Raw genomic sequence first — 15,204 nt, forward strand, 5'->3', positions numbered from 1 at the left:
TATATACTGTGAAATGGAAGGCGATTTTCTTGCGACAGTTAATTTCTGGCCGAGTTCGCTGCGAGAGAGGCCTCTTGTCGGCGGGGCACGCGCGCGACGGCGATCGCCGAGGCTGAAATCGCAGAGCTCAGGCCTAATGAGCAATGGGGTGCGACGGCGTGCGCGAGGCGTTGACGAAGCGAGGGAAATTTCAGAGCGTTTCCCCTTTTCCTCGATCAGGTCAGCATCGGCTGAGTCCACGCCGATCACTTCATCGACATGTCATGAAACTTCTAGCCCCGGATCGGCTTTCTACCAACGAAACCAAACAAGGAGCTCCAAATGTCCGGCGAAGCCGAAAACAATGCCAATACCGCGATTGTTCCAGTTCAGAACGCGTCAGCAGCCGAACAAGCCGCTACCGCGTCCGTGCTCGAAGACATGCAGAAAGCACTCCCGGAGACTCGCCAGCCGGGACAGGCGGTCGCGCTGTTTTCCTGGGAGCTCGATCCACAGGAAACGGCCAGGCTGATCTCTGAGGCGATGACACTGCCGATGGTCTTGTGGTCGACTGGCATATCCCTGACCTATTCCCTCTGGCTGTCTTCGCTGCTTCCCGCGCGCTAGACGATCAGCACAATAAAGCAAAGCGCTCATTACTTAGAATTCGGCCGACCACCCCCAGCCCCTGCAACTCCCGCCTCTCCGCCCCCGTTCCACGGAATATTGTGGAATGACGGGCGGAGAAGTGGCAAGCGGCTGCGCGGCTCGTCTAGTCTCGCGCAGTCACACTATTCGTTGATATCCGGCTCGATGACCCGGGCAAGGTTGCGCAGAGACTCCTGCCAGCCGAGGTAGCAGGCTTCGGGCGGGATGAGATCCGGCACGCCGGCCTGGGTGATATCCACCTCGGTGCCGACCGAGACTTTCTTCAACGTCACGGTAACTTCCATTTCGCCCGGCAGGTTCGGGTCTTCGAACTTGTCCGTATAACGAACGCGTTCGCCAGGGACGAGCTCGAGAAATTCGCCGCCGAAGGCGTGGCTGTTGCCGGTCGTGAAGTTGCGGAAAGACATTCTGAAGGTGCCGCCGACGGTCGGTTCCAGGTGGTGCACGGTGCAGAGGAAGCCGTTCGGCGGCAGCCATTTGGCAAGCGCGTCAGCCTCGATGAAGGCGCGATAGACCTTCTTCGGGCTGGTCGCGAAAACGCGGTGCAGGCGTATGGTGCTTGGCATGATGGTGATCCTTTTGTAGACGGAATGAACGAGCTAAGGACGGACAAGCCCTCGCCGACCCGACACTGCGCCAAAGCTTTTCTTTAAGAAAAATCGCTCGAAGCCCAACTGCACCGCACCGCAGACACGTTTCTCCCATGCGCGTCATGCTGCGGCCTGATTGCCGAGCGCGTTGAGCAGCAGGCGTGCGGCCTGCTTCGACGAGGCCGGGTTCTGTCCGGTGATCAGCAGCCCATCCTGGACCACATGCACCGCCCAGTCATCAGTTGCTGAAAACCTAGCCCCCTGTTCTCTCAGCACGTCTTCGAGCAGATAAGGCACGACCTCGACGAGCTGCACGGCGGCCTCCTCGGAATTGGTAAAGCCGGTCACAGTGCGATCCTTCGCGATCGGCCCGCCGTCTGGCGCCTTGACATTGGTAAGGATTCCCGGTGCGTGGCAGACGAGTGCCAGCGGCTTTCCCGCCTCAAGTGTCTCCTCGATCAGTGAGTGCGCATTGCGGTCGTTCGTCAGGTCCCAAAGCGGGCCATGGCCGCCGGGGAAGAACACAGTGTCATAATCGGCCTGGTCGATGTCGGACAGCCTCAACGTGTTGGCGAGCGCAGCGGTCGCGGCCGAATCTTTTTCAAATCGCCTCGTGTCTTCCGTCTGGAATGCTGGCTCGTTGCTCTTCGGGTCGAGCGGAGGCTGGCCCCCTTTGGGCGACGCGAGTACGACCTCGGCCCCGGCGTCACGGAAGACGAAGTAAGGAGCCGCGAGCTCCTCAAGCCAGAAGCCGGTTTTTTTTCCGGTATTTCCCAGCTGATCATGTGATGTGAGAACCATGAGAATTTTCATTGCCCAGCTCCTTCGCCCGGCCGGAGGGACAAAGCCTACCGTGCCGGTTTAACGGTGAAATTCTGCCTGCAATCTCATGCTGAATTGTGAGAAATCATAGATCGGCTGCACCCGCGAAACAAGCTTTGCGTTGTGTCACTGCCTGTGCGTTTTGGCGCCCGGCTGTATGAAGAAGCAAAAATTGCCCGTAGGTTCGACCACATCGCGTTAGCATCCGAAGGACTGGAAAGTGAGCAAGCCGAATTATCGGGATATCGCCCGCCACGCCGGCGTCGGGACGGCCACGGTCGAGCGGGTCCTGAACGGACGCGGGGGCGTTCGGCCGGAACTGGTCGAGAAGGTCATATCCGCCGCGCGTCACCTGGACTATCCGCGCAAGCTTCCCGACACCCATCGCGGCCTGCTCCGGATAGAAGTGCTGATGGTTCGTCCGGAAACGAGCTTCTATCGTCGCCTATCCCACGCCTTCGAAAGGACTGCGGCGACTCTCGATCCGTTGGTGGTCGTGCACCGCAGTTTCACGGACGAGATGAATCCGGAGGCGATTGCGCGACGCATCCTCTCCACCGACCTTTCACGCGCTGGCTTGATCCTTGCCGTGCCAAGCAGCCCCCTGATCAGCGCCGCGGTGGAAAAGGTAAATTCGCAAGGCCTGCCCGTGGTCCAGGTCGTCACCCGGGCTTCCGAGCGCGTCGGGGAGTTCGTCGGCATCGACAATAATGCCGCCGGCCGGACGGCTGCGCTCTATATCAGCCGAATGGCACTTCGAACTGGGCCTGTCGTTGCGATCTGCCATCCCATCTATCAGGTGCATCGCGACCGGATCCGCGGCTTTTCGGACTATTTCGGCGATCATCCCGGCACCTCGAATTTCGAATGGCTGGGGTTCGGTGGTGATGAGGAGCGCACCAGCGCCGATCTCCTGTGGTCCGCCCTGGCGAGCTATCCGGACCTCGCCGGTCTCTACAATGCCGGCGGCGCCAACTCCGCCCTTATCGAGGTACTTCGCCGGCATCCGCGCGGCGGCGACGTGTTCTTCGTCGGCCATGAATTGACGGACTATACCCGCGCGGCGCTAGAGGACGGCATCATGGATGTCGTGCTGGATCAGGCGCCGGAGGCGCAGGCGCGGCGGGCGCTCGATCTCGTTCTGCACCGCATCGGCCTGACCGATATCAAACCGGACCAGGCACCGATCCGCTTCATCACCATCACCAAGGAAGGCCTTTGATCTAATTAGATCAAGGAAGGCTTCGCCGTTCTGAACCCCCGCTGCTAATTTCGCATCAGGGAGGCAATCCGGCGCGGCAAGAGCCGGCTGACCAAAGGCGCAAACGGCGCTCTCCCCAGCAAACATATGTGCGGGCACGGAGGCGTCCGGCGCCCGGAGGAGATGCCAATGGATGATCTGAACTTCGGCAAGCGCAACAAACGCGGCGATTGGGCGCCGGACCGGCCGGCCGAAACCGCGCCGCTTTTCGCCTTCCCGCCGCAACTGACGGCGGTCCTGAAATGGTTGCCGCACTACTTCCTTCCCTGGAATCTGATTTTTGCAGCCTCCGCGCTCGCCTATTGGGCGTGGATCATTCCCCCCGTCGCCACGATGCAGACGCTGAGCCTCGGCTGGATCGCGCGGCTTTACGCGGTGAATGCGATCTGCGTGTTTCTGTTCTACGGCGCCTTCGAACTGCATCTCTATGTTCTGAAGCGCCAGGAAAACCGCTTCAAGTACAATGGCAAGTTTCCCGGCGAACAGAGAAACAACGTCTTCTGGTTCCAAAGCCAGAACCTCGACAATATTTTGCGCACCTTCCTTTCGGGCGTCACCATCTGGACCGCCGCCGAGGTCGGCATGCTCTGGGCCTATGCCAACGGCTATGCGCCGTGGCTCGGCTTTGCGGAAAATCCCTGGACGCTGGCACTCGTCGCGCTCGTGGTTCCGGTCATCCATGAATTCCACTTCTTCTGCATCCACCGGCTCATCCACACGCCCTTCCTCTACAAATGGGTGCACTCGGTCCACCACAACTCGGTCAACCCCTCGCCCTGGTCGTCGCTGTCGATGCATCCGGTCGAGCATCTGCTCTACTTCGGCACCGCATTTTACCACCTGATCCTCCCCTCCAACCCGGTCATCATGCTCTATCAGCTGCACTATGCCGGCTTCGGGGCAATTCCCGGCCATGTCGGCTTCGACAAGATCGAGGTCGGAAGGGAGGGGCTGGTCGATAGCCACGCCTACGCCCATTACCTCCACCACAAATATTTCGAGGTGAATTACGGCGACGCCCTGATCCCGCTCGATAAGTGGTTCGGCACCTGGCACGACGGCTCGCCTGAAGGCGAGGCGCAGATGCAGGAGCGCTACCGCAGGCGAAAGGAAAAACTCGCGGCCCGCAAAGCCAGCCTGGAAGCCGGAGGCGACGCCGAATGACCTGGATCACCGCTGGCAAACTCGAGGACATCGAACAGGAAGGCGCCATCCGCTTCGACCATGGCGGGCGCACCTACGCGATCTACCGTGGTCCGGATGACAGCGTCTACTGCACTGCAGGGCTCTGCACACACGAGGCGATCCATCTCGCCGACGGGCTGGTCATTGATTTCGAGGTCGAGTGTCCGAAACATTCGGGCGCCTTCGACTATCGCACCGGTGAAGCGCTGAGGCTGCCGGCCTGCGAAAACCTGAAGACCTACCCGGCGGAGGTGGTCGACGGCGAGGTGCGCGTGGCACTTGGTTAGCCGGCACCTCTCAGAAAGGCCGGGCCTTCCAGGAAGAGAACGGGTGAGCCGCACACCAGGGGTGATGACGTGAATCAATCTGTATTTTCGGAGAACAGCATGGACGGTATCGTCATCATAGGCGCTGGCGAGTCCGGAACCCGGGCGGCCTTTGCCCTGCGCGAGGCGGGCTATCGCAGACCCGTGACGCTGGTCGGAGCCGAACCCCACCTACCCTATGAGCGGCCGCCTCTGTCGAAACCGGTCGGCGGTATGGTGCAGATGACGCCGATCTGCGCGAGAGAAGCGCTGGAGGCGGCCGGCATCTCCTATCTCGAGGGCTGCTCGGTCTCAAAACTGGATGCCGTCGCTGCGACAGTATCGTTGAGCGACGGGCGGGTGTTGGGTTACGAAAAGCTGCTGCTGGCCACCGGCGCAAGGCCGAGACGGCTTGCGTGCCCCGGCGCGGAACGCGCGCTCGACTTCCGCACCCACGCCGACGCCGAAGCGATCTTCGCCAATGTCGCGCCCGGCCGGCGAGTTGCGATCATCGGCGCAGGGCTGATCGGGATGGAGCTCGCAGCGGTCCTTCGCGGAAAGGACGTTGCGGTGAGCGTGATCGAAACCGCGCCGAAAGTTTTGGGCCGCGCCGTCCCTGCCCGCTTTGCCGACAAGCTGCATGCCCGGCATGCTGCCGAAGGTGTTCGCTTCCATCTTGATCGGACCGTTGCGGCAATCGGCGAGGATGGTGTGGTTTTGAGCGATGGCAGCATCCTACCGGCTGACCTCGTCGTCAGCGCCATCGGGGTCGTCCCTGAAATGACCTTGGCAGAAGCATCGGGGCTGGCCACGGCAAATGGAATTCTGACGGACGCATGTCTTCGCACCAGTGCCCCGAACATATTTGCCGCCGGCGATTGTGCCGCCGTGGCCCAACCCGGCGGAGGGCACATCCGCCATGAAAGCTGGCGCAATGCCAGAATGCAGGCCGAGACCGCAGCGCGGAACATGGCCGGCGCTGCCGAGACTTTTGCCTCCGTTCCCTGGTTCTGGTCCGATCAGTACGATCTTGGTCTGCAGATAGCGGGACGGCCGCAGCCCGCGCACCAGACCGTCTTGCGTACGACGGCGGAGGGAGAGCTCGAATTTTATCTCGATGATGGGCGATTGGTGGCCGTCGCGGGTCTTGGGTTCGGCAACAGCCTGGCCAAGCATATCAAGCTTGCCGAAATGCTGATCGCCGCATCTATCAGACCGGAACCGGCGGCATTGGCCGACCCGGGGGTGAACCTGAAAACCCTCCTGAAAAGCGCGCGGGCCGCATGATGCAGAAGCTCCTGATCTTCCAGTCGCTCTGGGCCATGGAACGCCGGAACACGGACGGGGTCGAGCTGAGACTCGACGACAACATCGCTGCGATCTCCGAAGCGGGCTTCGACGGCATCAGTGCGCACTATACCAGCCATGGGGATGTGATCCGCCTCAACCAAGCCATCCAGGGCACCGGCTTGAAGATCGAAGCGGTCTGCTTTCCCCGTTGCGTCGAGGATTTGCGTCTGCCGCTGGAACTTGCCGCGGCCTTTCCGGTCAGCCACATCAACCTGCAGCCGGATATCCGTCCCCGCCGGATCGACGATTGCCTGCCGCTTCTCGATGGTTGGATGCGGCTCGCCGAAGATGCGGGCATCCCGGTATTCATCGAAACCCATCGAGACAGGATGACGACGGACCTGTTCTTTACGCTGGATCTGCTTGAACGCCGTCCCGATCTGCCGCTGCTGGCCGACCTGTCGCATTTCCTCGTCGGGCGCGAATTTGCCTTTCCGGTCGATGAGGAAAATCACGCCTTCATCCGCCGCATCCTACAGAATGCACATGCCTTTCACGGCCGCGTTGCCTCGTGCGAACAGGTGCAGATTGAGATCTCCTTTCCGCACCACCGGCCCTGGCTCGACCTCTTCCTGCAATGGTGGGACTATGGCTTTCGCCATTGGCGATCACGCGCGGCTGAGGACGCCGAGCTGGTCTTTACGTGCGAATTGGGCCCCAAACCCTATGCTATCACCGGCAGAGACGGCAACGACTCCACGGACAGATGGGCCGAGGCGCTGGCGCTGCGCCAGATGGTGCGCGAGCTGTGGCCTGCCATTACCTGATCCGCAGCCGCACGAACAATCGCTCGGAAATCCGTTCTCTCGTCAGCCCTTACCGCCGCTTCTATGGTGGCGGCCAACAACTCCGTCAGATCAGTACAGGCGCGTCCACAGCTGTGGACGTGTTGGCAGAGGTTGGGGATTGTTAATCAGAAATGCCTAATGTATTTCTTAACGTGCACAAGTTGTGCGGGAGTTAAGTTGCTTTATTATCTGGTAGGACATTTGATTAGGGAGAGCCTCCGACATGCGGAAATTTCCTGCTGCCCGCTTGGCCCTCGAAAAAACGGAGCCAATAACTTCCGGCTTGATCGACCGGCTTTTGTTCTTTGACCGTGAATTCAATCCCGTTGAAGATTTGCTTGGCAGCGCGCTGCCACCTTCTGTCAAACCAGCCGCTTCTTTTTGGGAGCATTTTCCGGAGCTGGACAAGTCGGCAATCATGCTGGCTTTCCGTTCACTGGATGATAGCTCCCAGCCTTTGCGCATATCAGGCGCTCTCGGCAGCCCACATGACCTGACGATCTATCGGATTGGTGATCTGTTTGCCGTGGTCCGATCCGAGGAGCAGGTCGACGACGAGCGCGCAACCCTTTTGCATCTCGCCACCCATGATCCGCTGACAGGGCTGCCGAACCGGCGCCAGTTCAGCGAGGACCTGACCGCGCTGCTGCAGGAAACCGCTGGCTCGAGCGAGCCCCTCTCATTGATGCAGCTCGACCTCGACGATTTCAAGCCCGTCAACGATACGCTCGGGCATGCTGCTGGCGACAAGCTCCTTCAATCTGCGGCAACTCGTATCCAAGCCTGTCTTTCCCAAGATGATCAAGCCTACCGATTGGCCGGTGACGAATTCACAGTGATTTGCGTGGACGGGGGACATCCGGCCAAAGCGCACCGCTTGGCGGAAGACCTGGTTGCCGCATTCAAAAAACCCTTTACGATAGACGGCATCGCGGTCTTTGTCGGTACCAGCATCGGCATATCCACCGCGCCGTCGGACGGGACGAGTCCGGAACAGCTTATGAAGGCTTCCGACCTCGCGCTCTACGCTGCCAAGAAGGAAGGGCGCGGTCGGGCAAAAGCCTTTGACCCGACAATGCTAGAATTACTGGAGCAACGGGAACTGTTGCGGCGCAGCCTGCGCACGGCGCTCGACCAACAGCAGTTCTATGTCGAATACCAACCGATTGCCGAAGGCGGCTGCGTTGTCGGCTTCGAAGCATTGCTGCGATGGCAGCACCCCCTGCTCGGAAAAATTCCGCCGGCGGCGTTCATCCCGATGGCCGAGGCGGATGGAATGATGCCGGATATAGGTGCCTGGGTTTTGGAGCAGGCATGTCGTGAGGCGATGAAGTGGCCGGAGAACTACCTGGTCGCCGTCAATTTATCGGTGGCTGAATTCCTGACAAGCGGCCTCACCGACCGGATTTCCCATACGCTCGACCTCGTAGGACTTCCGCCCGACCGTCTGGAGCTCGAAATAACCGAAAGCGTGCTGCTCGAGCGGACCGTCAACAACATCGACACCCTGATCACTCTCAACGTGCTGGGAATACGAATTTCGCTTGATGACTTCGGCACGGAATATTCGTCTCTGAGCTATCTCAAGACATTCCCTTTCGACACGATCAAAATCGATAAATACTTTATCACCGATCTTGAGACCGACCCGAAGAGCCAGGCAATCGTCCGCTGTGTCGTGAACCTCGCGCATGACCTCGACATGCAGGTGACTGCAGAGGGGGTCGAGACACCAGGTCAGGCGGAATGGCTGCGCGGTGTGGGCTGCGACAGGCTGCAGGGCTATCTGGTGAGCAGGCCACTTCCCGTAGCGGCAATCGACGAATTCATAAGCCGGGCGGAAGAAACTAAAAGCAACACGAGACGATAGCGCGCGGCCCAATTTTCTCTATGCTACTGAAACCGGTGCAAATCTGACGCTATAGACAGACGAAGGGAGGGTGTATTGGAAGAGACAGCATCCCGCTTCGATGACCAGGCATTTTCGCCGATGGTATCGCTGGAGATGAATGTTGCGGTGTTCAAATCCCATTGGCAGTATTGCGACGAGATTACCGAATATCTCTCCGACATCCTCGGCCAGGGTCACAGCGATCCCGCTCGCTACTCGAACTTCCTTTCAGTCGCGGCGAACGAACTCATCGAACTCGCCTCCCGTGCGACGGACAAGCAGGGAACGATAAGTTTCAGTCTCTATCGCAGCGCGACGTTCAATCGGCTGAGAATTGCCTTTCCCTGCGAGGAGGATTTTGGCCGCAAGCACACCGAGCCAAGTACAGGTGAAGCACAGCCTGCCCTGGTCAGCGCGTCTGGTCACCTGGCTGCCAGGTCCGATGGGACGGCTTTGCTCAACAGTTTGAAAACAATATTCGGCGCAGCGATCCGGGTCGAGCAAGGCGGCGCGGATGGGGTCGAAATTGTTGCGGATTTTCCCTCCGACGAGGACTTCCGATGAGCCTTCTTCCCCTGCCCTTCACTGCGCGCTTTGATCCGACAAATCAAGAGCTCGTGCTGTCCGGCAAGATGCGGCCCGAAAGCACCGCCGAAATTGCCGATGCCCTCGAGCTGATACGGCAAAGTTTGGAAAAATACAGCGGTGTCGTTTATCTCAACGTCAAACGCCTGACGCACATCAATATGACGGCCTTCACCGCCCTGGCCGATGTCCTTGCGGCGGCTTGCCGCGCCAAGCCGGAACGGCAGATCAAGATCATTACCTCGAGCGTGATGGTATGGTCCGCGTCGCTGTTCGAGATGCTGACGGAATCCCAATCGAACCTGTCGGTCGAAGTCTATGATTCTGCCTTTTATCCAGGTCAAAGCTTCGTCGAGGACGAGAGCTTCATACCCATTCTGCGGACGCAGACGAAAATGACATGGAGGCACGAGCGCGAACTCTTGCCGCGCCATGGTCTGCGCAGCGGTCTTGCTATGGCCGATATCTGCTGCGGCATTGGAGATTTCGCAGCTCTGGTTCACCGCGAATTCAACCCAACGCGCCTTGTCGCACTGGACCACTCCACGCGCAGTCTCGAATATGCCCGCAAGGTCGCCGCCGAGTTCGGTCTGGAAGGCATCGAGTACACGTATGGCGACGCTTCTCAGATGCTGCTTCGGGACAATCAGTTCGATTTCGTGACCTGCCGGCACTCGCTGCAGATTTTCAACCGCCCCGAAATTCTCCTGCGGGAGCTTTATCGCATCTGCAAACCCGGCGGCCGCGTCTACATCACGAATGAAAAGAATTCCCATTGTCTGGGAGAGCCACATGCCGACTCGATCAGATGGACCTATGAGGAAGTCGCAAAATTATTCAGGCACTTCGACATGGACGTGGAGATGGGACCGAAAAGCCGTCATCTCCTCCTCAACGCCGGATTGGAGGACATCAAGGTCGATTGCTTCATGGTCACCAACCTTGACGGGGATCCCCAGGATTTCGCAGACATCATCGAAGCCTGGGAAAACGTCTATGCGGGCGAGATGGCGGTCCGCCGCGGCGACTCGCCGGACTTCATCCGCAGGTTCCGGCAGGGCTTCAAGGATCACGTCTTTGCCGCTCTTCACCCCAAAGGTTACGCAGGCTGGCCGATCTGGGCTGCCTCTGGTCGAAAGCCGCTGTAATGGACGGGGGATCATCGAAGAGATCAGTGGGACTGAGGTCGTTTCGGGCGAAATTCATCCTGGTCGTCGGCGGAGCCGTTCTCTTCGATTTGCTGGTCAGCGGTGGCCTGGCGCTCTGGAATGTGCAGAGACTATCGCGTGACGCGACGCTCGAGGTCGGCCAGGGTCTCGAGGCCGCCAGCCAGGAGTATATACGCACCTATGCCGATTCGACCGCAGCCCAGGTGGGCCTGCTCCTGCGGCAGGTTCACAACGACGTCGACACCTTGGCAGGCGTGCTCCAGGCGCAGATCGACAATCCTGCCCGCAATACAGACGTCGGCGCGGCGATTGCCCGCACGTCCCCCGGCAGCGTCAGTGTTTTTTACGACGAGCAGGGGAAATGGTCTCAGAATGCGCCCGGTTCCGCTTCGGTGGTGAGCGTCTGGGGTTACCTGCTCGGACAGGACCATCAGCCGACAGCCGATATCAAGCGCGATATCGAGGCAAGCGCGGTTCTCGATCTGGTTGCCCCGAGCCTGCTGCAACATGGCGCTTCAAAACTGCAAATGTATTACATCGGACCGAAGGAACGACCGATCTTCAGGACGGCGCCCTACACCGACCAGGCGCAGACCTTCGATCGCCTGTACCCCGGGCACAACGAAGCCGATTTCTGGAATTTCTTCTTTCCCGGCCTTTACGAGTCCTGGCAAAGCTGGGCCGGAGACGCGAAAACGCGACCGGTCGCGGATGATATCACACAGACGGCGCCCTATACGGATGCTATCACTGGCAAGCTGATCGTCAGCTTCTTTCACCCGCTCTGGACCGCCGACAGGAAGGATGTCGCCGGGACGGCCGGCGCCGACATCACGCTCGACCAGCTCGCCCAAACCGTCGAAAATGTGAAAGTGGCGCAGTCCGGCTTTGGATTTCTGGCAATGTCCGACGGCAACGTGATCGCAATCAACGCCACGGGCGAAGAAACGCTGGGCCTGCGTTCCGCCAGCGAGGCGAGCGGAACCGGGGTGACCGGGCTGGAGCGTTCCTTGAAGGGAAGTTCCCAGCCCGCGATAGCGCAGCTGGCGCTCGACCGGGAACAGGGCATTCAACATCTGCTATTGCAGCGGGAGGGCGACCAGGTTCCCTATATCGTCATGGTAAAGAAGCTGCCCGCCACCAATCTCTGGTCCAGCGGCCCGGTTCGGCAGGAGGCGATGCTGCTGGGATTGGTCGTGCCGGAACGGGAAATCGATGCCTCCCTCTATGCCGCCCAGGCGAAAATTTCCGAAGCCACCAACCGGATCGTGATCTACCAGATCCTGGCAATCCTGATATCGCTGCTTGTCGTGGCGATCGCCGTGTTTGCGGCTTCGAAACGGATAACGAGCGGCATCAGCGCACTTGCGGGTGCCGCTAAACGGATTCAGGCGCAGGACTATTCCGTCAGGGTGGCGATCACAAGCAAGGATGAGGTCGGCGCCGCTGGTGAAGCCTTCAACCGGATGGCCGAGCAGATCAGCTATCACACCGAAAATCTCGAGCAGCTCGTCGAAGAACGAACGGCCCAGATCGAAGATCAGAAGGAAGAGATTTCGGCACTGAATGCGCAGCTCGAACGGGAAAATCGCCGTCTTGGGACGGAGCTCGCCGTCGCCGAGAGAATCCAGCTGATGGTTCTTCCGTTGCAACAGGAGCTCGAGGAATTCCAGGACATCGAGATCGCAGCCTATATGAGACCGGCGGAGGAAGTCGGCGGAGACTATTACGACGTATTGAAGCACGGAAAGCGACTGAAGATTGGCATCGGCGACGTCACCGGCCACGGGCTGGAAAGCGGCGTGTTGATGCTGATGGTCCAGTCCGTCGCCCGTGCCCTCCAGGAGGCCGGGAACTCCGACGCCGTCAAATTCCTGGCGAATCTCAACAGCGCCCTGTTCAAAAACATAGTCAGAACGAAAATAGACAAGCATCTGACCCTGGCCTTTCTCGATTATGACGGCAAGGAGTTGATCCTGTCGGGACAGCATGAGGAGGTTGTCATAATACGGTCAAACGGTGAAATCCAACGCATCGACACCATGGATCTGGGCATCCCAATCGGTCTGGAAGCCGATATTTCCGCATTCATCAAAACCCGTGAAATAGCCTTCGAGAAAGGCGACCTCATACTCCTGCACACGGACGGCGTAACAGAAGCAGAAAACGGTGCGGGAGAATTGTTTGGCATCGAACGTCTCTGCAGCGAGGCGCTTCGCTTGAAGGGTCAGAGCGCCGATAAGGTCGTTTCCGGGATTGTCGCGACGCTGATGCAGTTTATCGGATCGCAGAAGATCTACGACGACATCACGCTTCTGGCAGTACGGCATAGGTGAGACATGGCGCCCAGAATATACGGCATCGAATCTCTTGCAGACATCAGCCTGGATTCCGGTGCGCGCCTGAAATTGAGCGATGGTCCGCTTCAGCTCGGATGGAAGCATTCGGGAATGACTTCGGACTTCATCGCGGAAATCATGGCCCTGCCCTATGCGCGCTCGAGGAAGGATTACCTCCAGGCGCATCATGACATCGGCTATCTCAGCAACGAACTGATCGAAAATGCCGTCAAATTTCGACAGCCCGGCGAGATCCTGATCGAGGCGGGTATGGTCGAGGGAAGCTTTTTGATCCGGGTCAAGAACGCCATCGACAGCGAGACCTCGTCTCGCTTTCAGCAACTCCTGCATCGCCTTCAATTGAAGGATCCAGGCGTCCTTCTTCTTGAGCAGATCGAAACCAACGCCATATCGCCAGAAAGCGGTTCCGGGCTGGGCTTGCTAACCCTTCTGAGCGATTACGATGCGAGAATGGCATGGACGTTCGAAGAGAATAAGGACGAGCATATCATACTGACGACGACTGCAGCCGTGGCAATGCCACCCTCCTCCAATCTGTGAGCGAAGAATGGAAATCAGCGACGAGAACTTCCGCGTATGGGCGGAAAACAACGAAGTCTATTTCGACGGCGTCTTCCGCCTGGCAGGGCCGGACGCCTATGCGCCGATCTATTCATTGATAACAGGGCTCCTCCACGAGGGGCACAAACAGGTGACGTTCAACCTGACGGGCCTCGAATTCCTCAACTCCTCGGGCATCAATCTGCTGGCGAAGCTGACGATCGAAGCCAGAAAAATCGGTGACCTCCTGCTCATCGTCAAAGGCACCAACCAGCATCCGTGGCAGGCAAAATCTCTCCCGAATTTGAAGAAGCTGCACCCGCTCCTCGATTTGCGCCTGGCGTGATCGGCCTTGAGCCGAGCAGCCACAAGGGTGCCCACCAGCAACCGCAGCATGGGTCCTCGGGTCAAGCCCTGGGATGACGGAGAGTGGAGTTGGCGTCTCGCCAAACTCTAACCGCATCTCTGATGGTGACCGGCGCTCCGCTCCCATGTTAACCTGGCCGCCCCGATCTATGATCGCCTTAGACGAGCAACGGGAGTTTTCTTCATCGAACAGCATGCTGCATAGCAGGATCTCTCACCCAACCGGATGATTGCCATCACTGATCCGGACTATAGTTTAGAGCGGGTTTTCGGCAACCCACACGTTCGTCGTCCGCTGAGCTCGATCTTTGCGACGACACGAGCGCGTAGCACCATCTTAGAAGGTAACGGCATGCGCAAAACGATAGCAGTCGGTCTGGCCGCCTTGATCTCCGTGTACTTTCTCGGCGGCATGAGCGCGAGACGTGAGATCTTTCCTTGGCCACAACTTTCCTCGCTGAGGACAATGGTTGGCGGAGAGAAGGCGGCGGCTCCAAGCCGTTATACATTCGACGAGAAGCAGCGACTCATCGGGGATGAATCAAAAACCGCTGTGACCTGCCCGGCTCAAACTGATCGAACGGCTGTCTTACTCATTCTTGGCCAATCGAACGCTGCCAACTACGGTGGACAACGGCACCGGTCAAATCATGGCGCTCGTGTTGTAAACGCCTTTGACAAACGGTGTTTCATCGCGGCGTCACCACTTCTTGGATCGACCAACACCAGGGGAGAGTACTGGACGCTTCTCGGGAACAAATTGGTCGATTCGGGACAAAATGACAGCGTCATCCTCGCACCTCTCGCATATTCCGGGTCTGAGGTGGCACGATGGGCGGCAGGCGGTGACTTCAATCCTGTGCTGGTCGATACAATGAAACAGCTCCGGGATTCCGGTTATCGGGTAACGAGCGTCCTCTGGGTGCAAGGAGAGGCGGACCTCGTGATGGGCACCACTGCGGAAGCCTATCAGGAACGTTTCATGTCGATGGTCGGCACATTGCGTCAGCACGGCGTCGAAGCACCCGTTTACATTTCGATCGCATCGAAATGCCTCGAACCGAGCAACGGCGGCTTCAAGGAGCATATCCCAGACAATGCGATAGTGCAGGCGCAACTGGCCCTGTCAAAGAGCGGCCACGGTATCCGAGAGGGCGTAAATTCCGACGCGTTGCTCGATGGAGACGACCGCTACGACGATTGCCATTTCGGGGGCACAGGCGGAGAGAAAGCGGCGCAGGCCTGGCTGAACCTTCTGCGCAGCGATAGCGGTCTGGAAAGCTCGCGATAGTCTTTCCGGACGGTTTTCGCGCCTTCGCAAGCTTCAACCATGGCCGTCCGCGC

General features: G+C 59.1%; 15 protein-coding genes. 13 read left to right on the top strand and 2 right to left on the bottom strand.

The window, feature by feature from the left end; genetic code table 11:
- Positions 1 to 321: 321 nt before the first annotated feature.
- Positions 322 to 606 (top strand): hypothetical protein, encoded by a 285-nt coding sequence (locus tag J2J98_RS13245; RefSeq protein WP_207601277.1) that lies wholly within the window; start codon positions 322 to 324, stop codon positions 604 to 606.
- Between the two features lie 164 nt (positions 607 to 770).
- On the opposite strand, the gene J2J98_RS13250 is transcribed toward J2J98_RS13245, so the two are convergent.
- Both J2J98_RS13250 and J2J98_RS13255 read right to left on the bottom strand, forming a co-directional pair.
- A complete protein-coding gene (locus J2J98_RS13250; protein WP_207601278.1) occupies positions 771 to 1,214 on the bottom strand; it encodes an SRPBCC family protein in 444 nt (147 codons plus the stop codon).
- A 144-nt stretch (positions 1,215 to 1,358) separates the two neighbouring features.
- Positions 1,359 to 2,051 (bottom strand): type 1 glutamine amidotransferase domain-containing protein, encoded by a 693-nt coding sequence (locus J2J98_RS13255; protein ID WP_064705406.1) that lies wholly within the window; start codon positions 2,049 to 2,051, stop codon positions 1,359 to 1,361.
- A 229-nt stretch (positions 2,052 to 2,280) separates the two neighbouring features.
- Between J2J98_RS13255 and J2J98_RS13260 the strand changes: the two genes are divergently transcribed.
- From J2J98_RS13260 to J2J98_RS13315, 12 genes are all read left to right on the top strand, one after another.
- On the top strand, positions 2,281 to 3,282 hold the full coding sequence (locus tag J2J98_RS13260) for a LacI family DNA-binding transcriptional regulator (RefSeq protein WP_207601279.1): 1,002 nt from the start codon (positions 2,281 to 2,283) through the stop codon (positions 3,280 to 3,282).
- A 168-nt stretch (positions 3,283 to 3,450) separates the two neighbouring features.
- Complete coding sequence (locus J2J98_RS13265) at positions 3,451 to 4,485, top strand: sterol desaturase family protein (RefSeq protein ID WP_207601280.1); 1,035 nt, start codon at positions 3,451 to 3,453, stop codon at positions 4,483 to 4,485.
- Positions 4,482 to 4,793, top strand: coding sequence for a MocE family 2Fe-2S type ferredoxin (locus tag J2J98_RS13270; protein WP_138393306.1), 312 nt, complete (start codon positions 4,482 to 4,484; stop codon positions 4,791 to 4,793). Before J2J98_RS13265 ends, J2J98_RS13270 begins: the two co-directional genes overlap by 4 nt.
- Positions 4,794 to 4,892: 99 nt before the next feature.
- Positions 4,893 to 6,098 carry an NAD(P)/FAD-dependent oxidoreductase gene (locus J2J98_RS13275; RefSeq protein ID WP_207601281.1) on the top strand — a complete coding sequence of 402 codons (1,206 nt, stop codon included), beginning with the start codon at positions 4,893 to 4,895 and terminating at the stop codon, positions 6,096 to 6,098.
- A complete protein-coding gene (locus tag J2J98_RS13280; protein ID WP_207601282.1) occupies positions 6,095 to 6,928 on the top strand; it encodes a sugar phosphate isomerase/epimerase family protein in 834 nt (277 codons plus the stop codon). Before J2J98_RS13275 ends, J2J98_RS13280 begins: the two co-directional genes overlap by 4 nt.
- Before the next feature lie 244 nt (positions 6,929 to 7,172).
- Positions 7,173 to 8,819: a putative bifunctional diguanylate cyclase/phosphodiesterase gene (locus J2J98_RS13285; RefSeq protein ID WP_207601283.1), complete on the top strand. Its 1,647-nt coding sequence runs from the start codon at positions 7,173 to 7,175 to the stop codon at positions 8,817 to 8,819.
- Between the two features lie 75 nt (positions 8,820 to 8,894).
- Positions 8,895 to 9,404 (top strand): hypothetical protein, encoded by a 510-nt coding sequence (locus J2J98_RS13290; RefSeq protein ID WP_138393303.1) that lies wholly within the window; start codon positions 8,895 to 8,897, stop codon positions 9,402 to 9,404.
- Positions 9,401 to 10,573 (top strand): class I SAM-dependent methyltransferase, encoded by a 1,173-nt coding sequence (locus J2J98_RS13295; protein ID WP_064705414.1) that lies wholly within the window; start codon positions 9,401 to 9,403, stop codon positions 10,571 to 10,573. Before J2J98_RS13290 ends, J2J98_RS13295 begins: the two co-directional genes overlap by 4 nt.
- Entirely contained in the window at positions 10,573 to 12,930 is a 2,358-nt protein-coding gene (locus tag J2J98_RS13300; RefSeq protein ID WP_207601284.1) for a SpoIIE family protein phosphatase, read from the top strand. The genes J2J98_RS13295 and J2J98_RS13300 overlap by 1 nt, the downstream gene beginning before the upstream one ends.
- 3 nt (positions 12,931 to 12,933) lie before the next feature.
- On the top strand, positions 12,934 to 13,494 hold the full coding sequence (locus J2J98_RS13305) for a slr1658 superfamily regulator (protein WP_207601285.1): 561 nt from the start codon (positions 12,934 to 12,936) through the stop codon (positions 13,492 to 13,494).
- 7 nt (positions 13,495 to 13,501) lie between these two features.
- On the top strand, positions 13,502 to 13,840 hold the full coding sequence (locus J2J98_RS13310) for a slr1659 superfamily regulator (RefSeq protein WP_207601286.1): 339 nt from the start codon (positions 13,502 to 13,504) through the stop codon (positions 13,838 to 13,840).
- Between the two features lie 372 nt (positions 13,841 to 14,212).
- Positions 14,213 to 15,151, top strand: a complete 939-nt coding sequence (locus J2J98_RS13315; protein ID WP_207601287.1) for a sialate O-acetylesterase — start codon at positions 14,213 to 14,215, stop codon at positions 15,149 to 15,151.
- Positions 15,152 to 15,204: the final 53 nt, after the last annotated feature.

It is taken from the genome of Rhizobium bangladeshense (assembly GCF_017357245.1).
GTDB lineage: Bacteria > Pseudomonadota > Alphaproteobacteria > Rhizobiales > Rhizobiaceae > Rhizobium > Rhizobium bangladeshense.

What these genes read in the sequence shown, in the direction of transcription:
- J2J98_RS13310 (WP_207601286.1), top strand. Translation starts at nt 13,502, where the DNA reads ATGGAAATCAGCGACGAGAACTTCCGCGTATGGGCGGAAAACAACGAA.
- J2J98_RS13275 (WP_207601281.1), top strand. Translation starts at nt 4,893, where the DNA reads ATGGACGGTATCGTCATCATAGGCGCTGGCGAGTCCGGAACCCGGGCG.
- J2J98_RS13280 (WP_207601282.1), top strand. Translation starts at nt 6,095, where the DNA reads ATGATGCAGAAGCTCCTGATCTTCCAGTCGCTCTGGGCCATGGAACGC.
- J2J98_RS13265 (WP_207601280.1), top strand. Translation starts at nt 3,451, where the DNA reads ATGGATGATCTGAACTTCGGCAAGCGCAACAAACGCGGCGATTGGGCG.
- J2J98_RS13305 (WP_207601285.1), top strand. Translation starts at nt 12,934, where the DNA reads ATGGCGCCCAGAATATACGGCATCGAATCTCTTGCAGACATCAGCCTG.
- J2J98_RS13245 (WP_207601277.1), top strand. Translation starts at nt 322, where the DNA reads ATGTCCGGCGAAGCCGAAAACAATGCCAATACCGCGATTGTTCCAGTT.
- J2J98_RS13300 (WP_207601284.1), top strand. Translation starts at nt 10,573, where the DNA reads ATGGACGGGGGATCATCGAAGAGATCAGTGGGACTGAGGTCGTTTCGG.
- J2J98_RS13270 (WP_138393306.1), top strand. Translation starts at nt 4,482, where the DNA reads ATGACCTGGATCACCGCTGGCAAACTCGAGGACATCGAACAGGAAGGC.
- J2J98_RS13255 (WP_064705406.1), bottom strand. Translation starts at nt 2,051, where the DNA reads ATGAAAATTCTCATGGTTCTCACATCACATGATCAGCTGGGAAATACC.
- J2J98_RS13285 (WP_207601283.1), top strand. Translation starts at nt 7,173, where the DNA reads ATGCGGAAATTTCCTGCTGCCCGCTTGGCCCTCGAAAAAACGGAGCCA.
- J2J98_RS13315 (WP_207601287.1), top strand. Translation starts at nt 14,213, where the DNA reads ATGCGCAAAACGATAGCAGTCGGTCTGGCCGCCTTGATCTCCGTGTAC.
- J2J98_RS13250 (WP_207601278.1), bottom strand. Translation starts at nt 1,214, where the DNA reads ATGCCAAGCACCATACGCCTGCACCGCGTTTTCGCGACCAGCCCGAAG.
- J2J98_RS13295 (WP_064705414.1), top strand. Translation starts at nt 9,401, where the DNA reads ATGAGCCTTCTTCCCCTGCCCTTCACTGCGCGCTTTGATCCGACAAAT.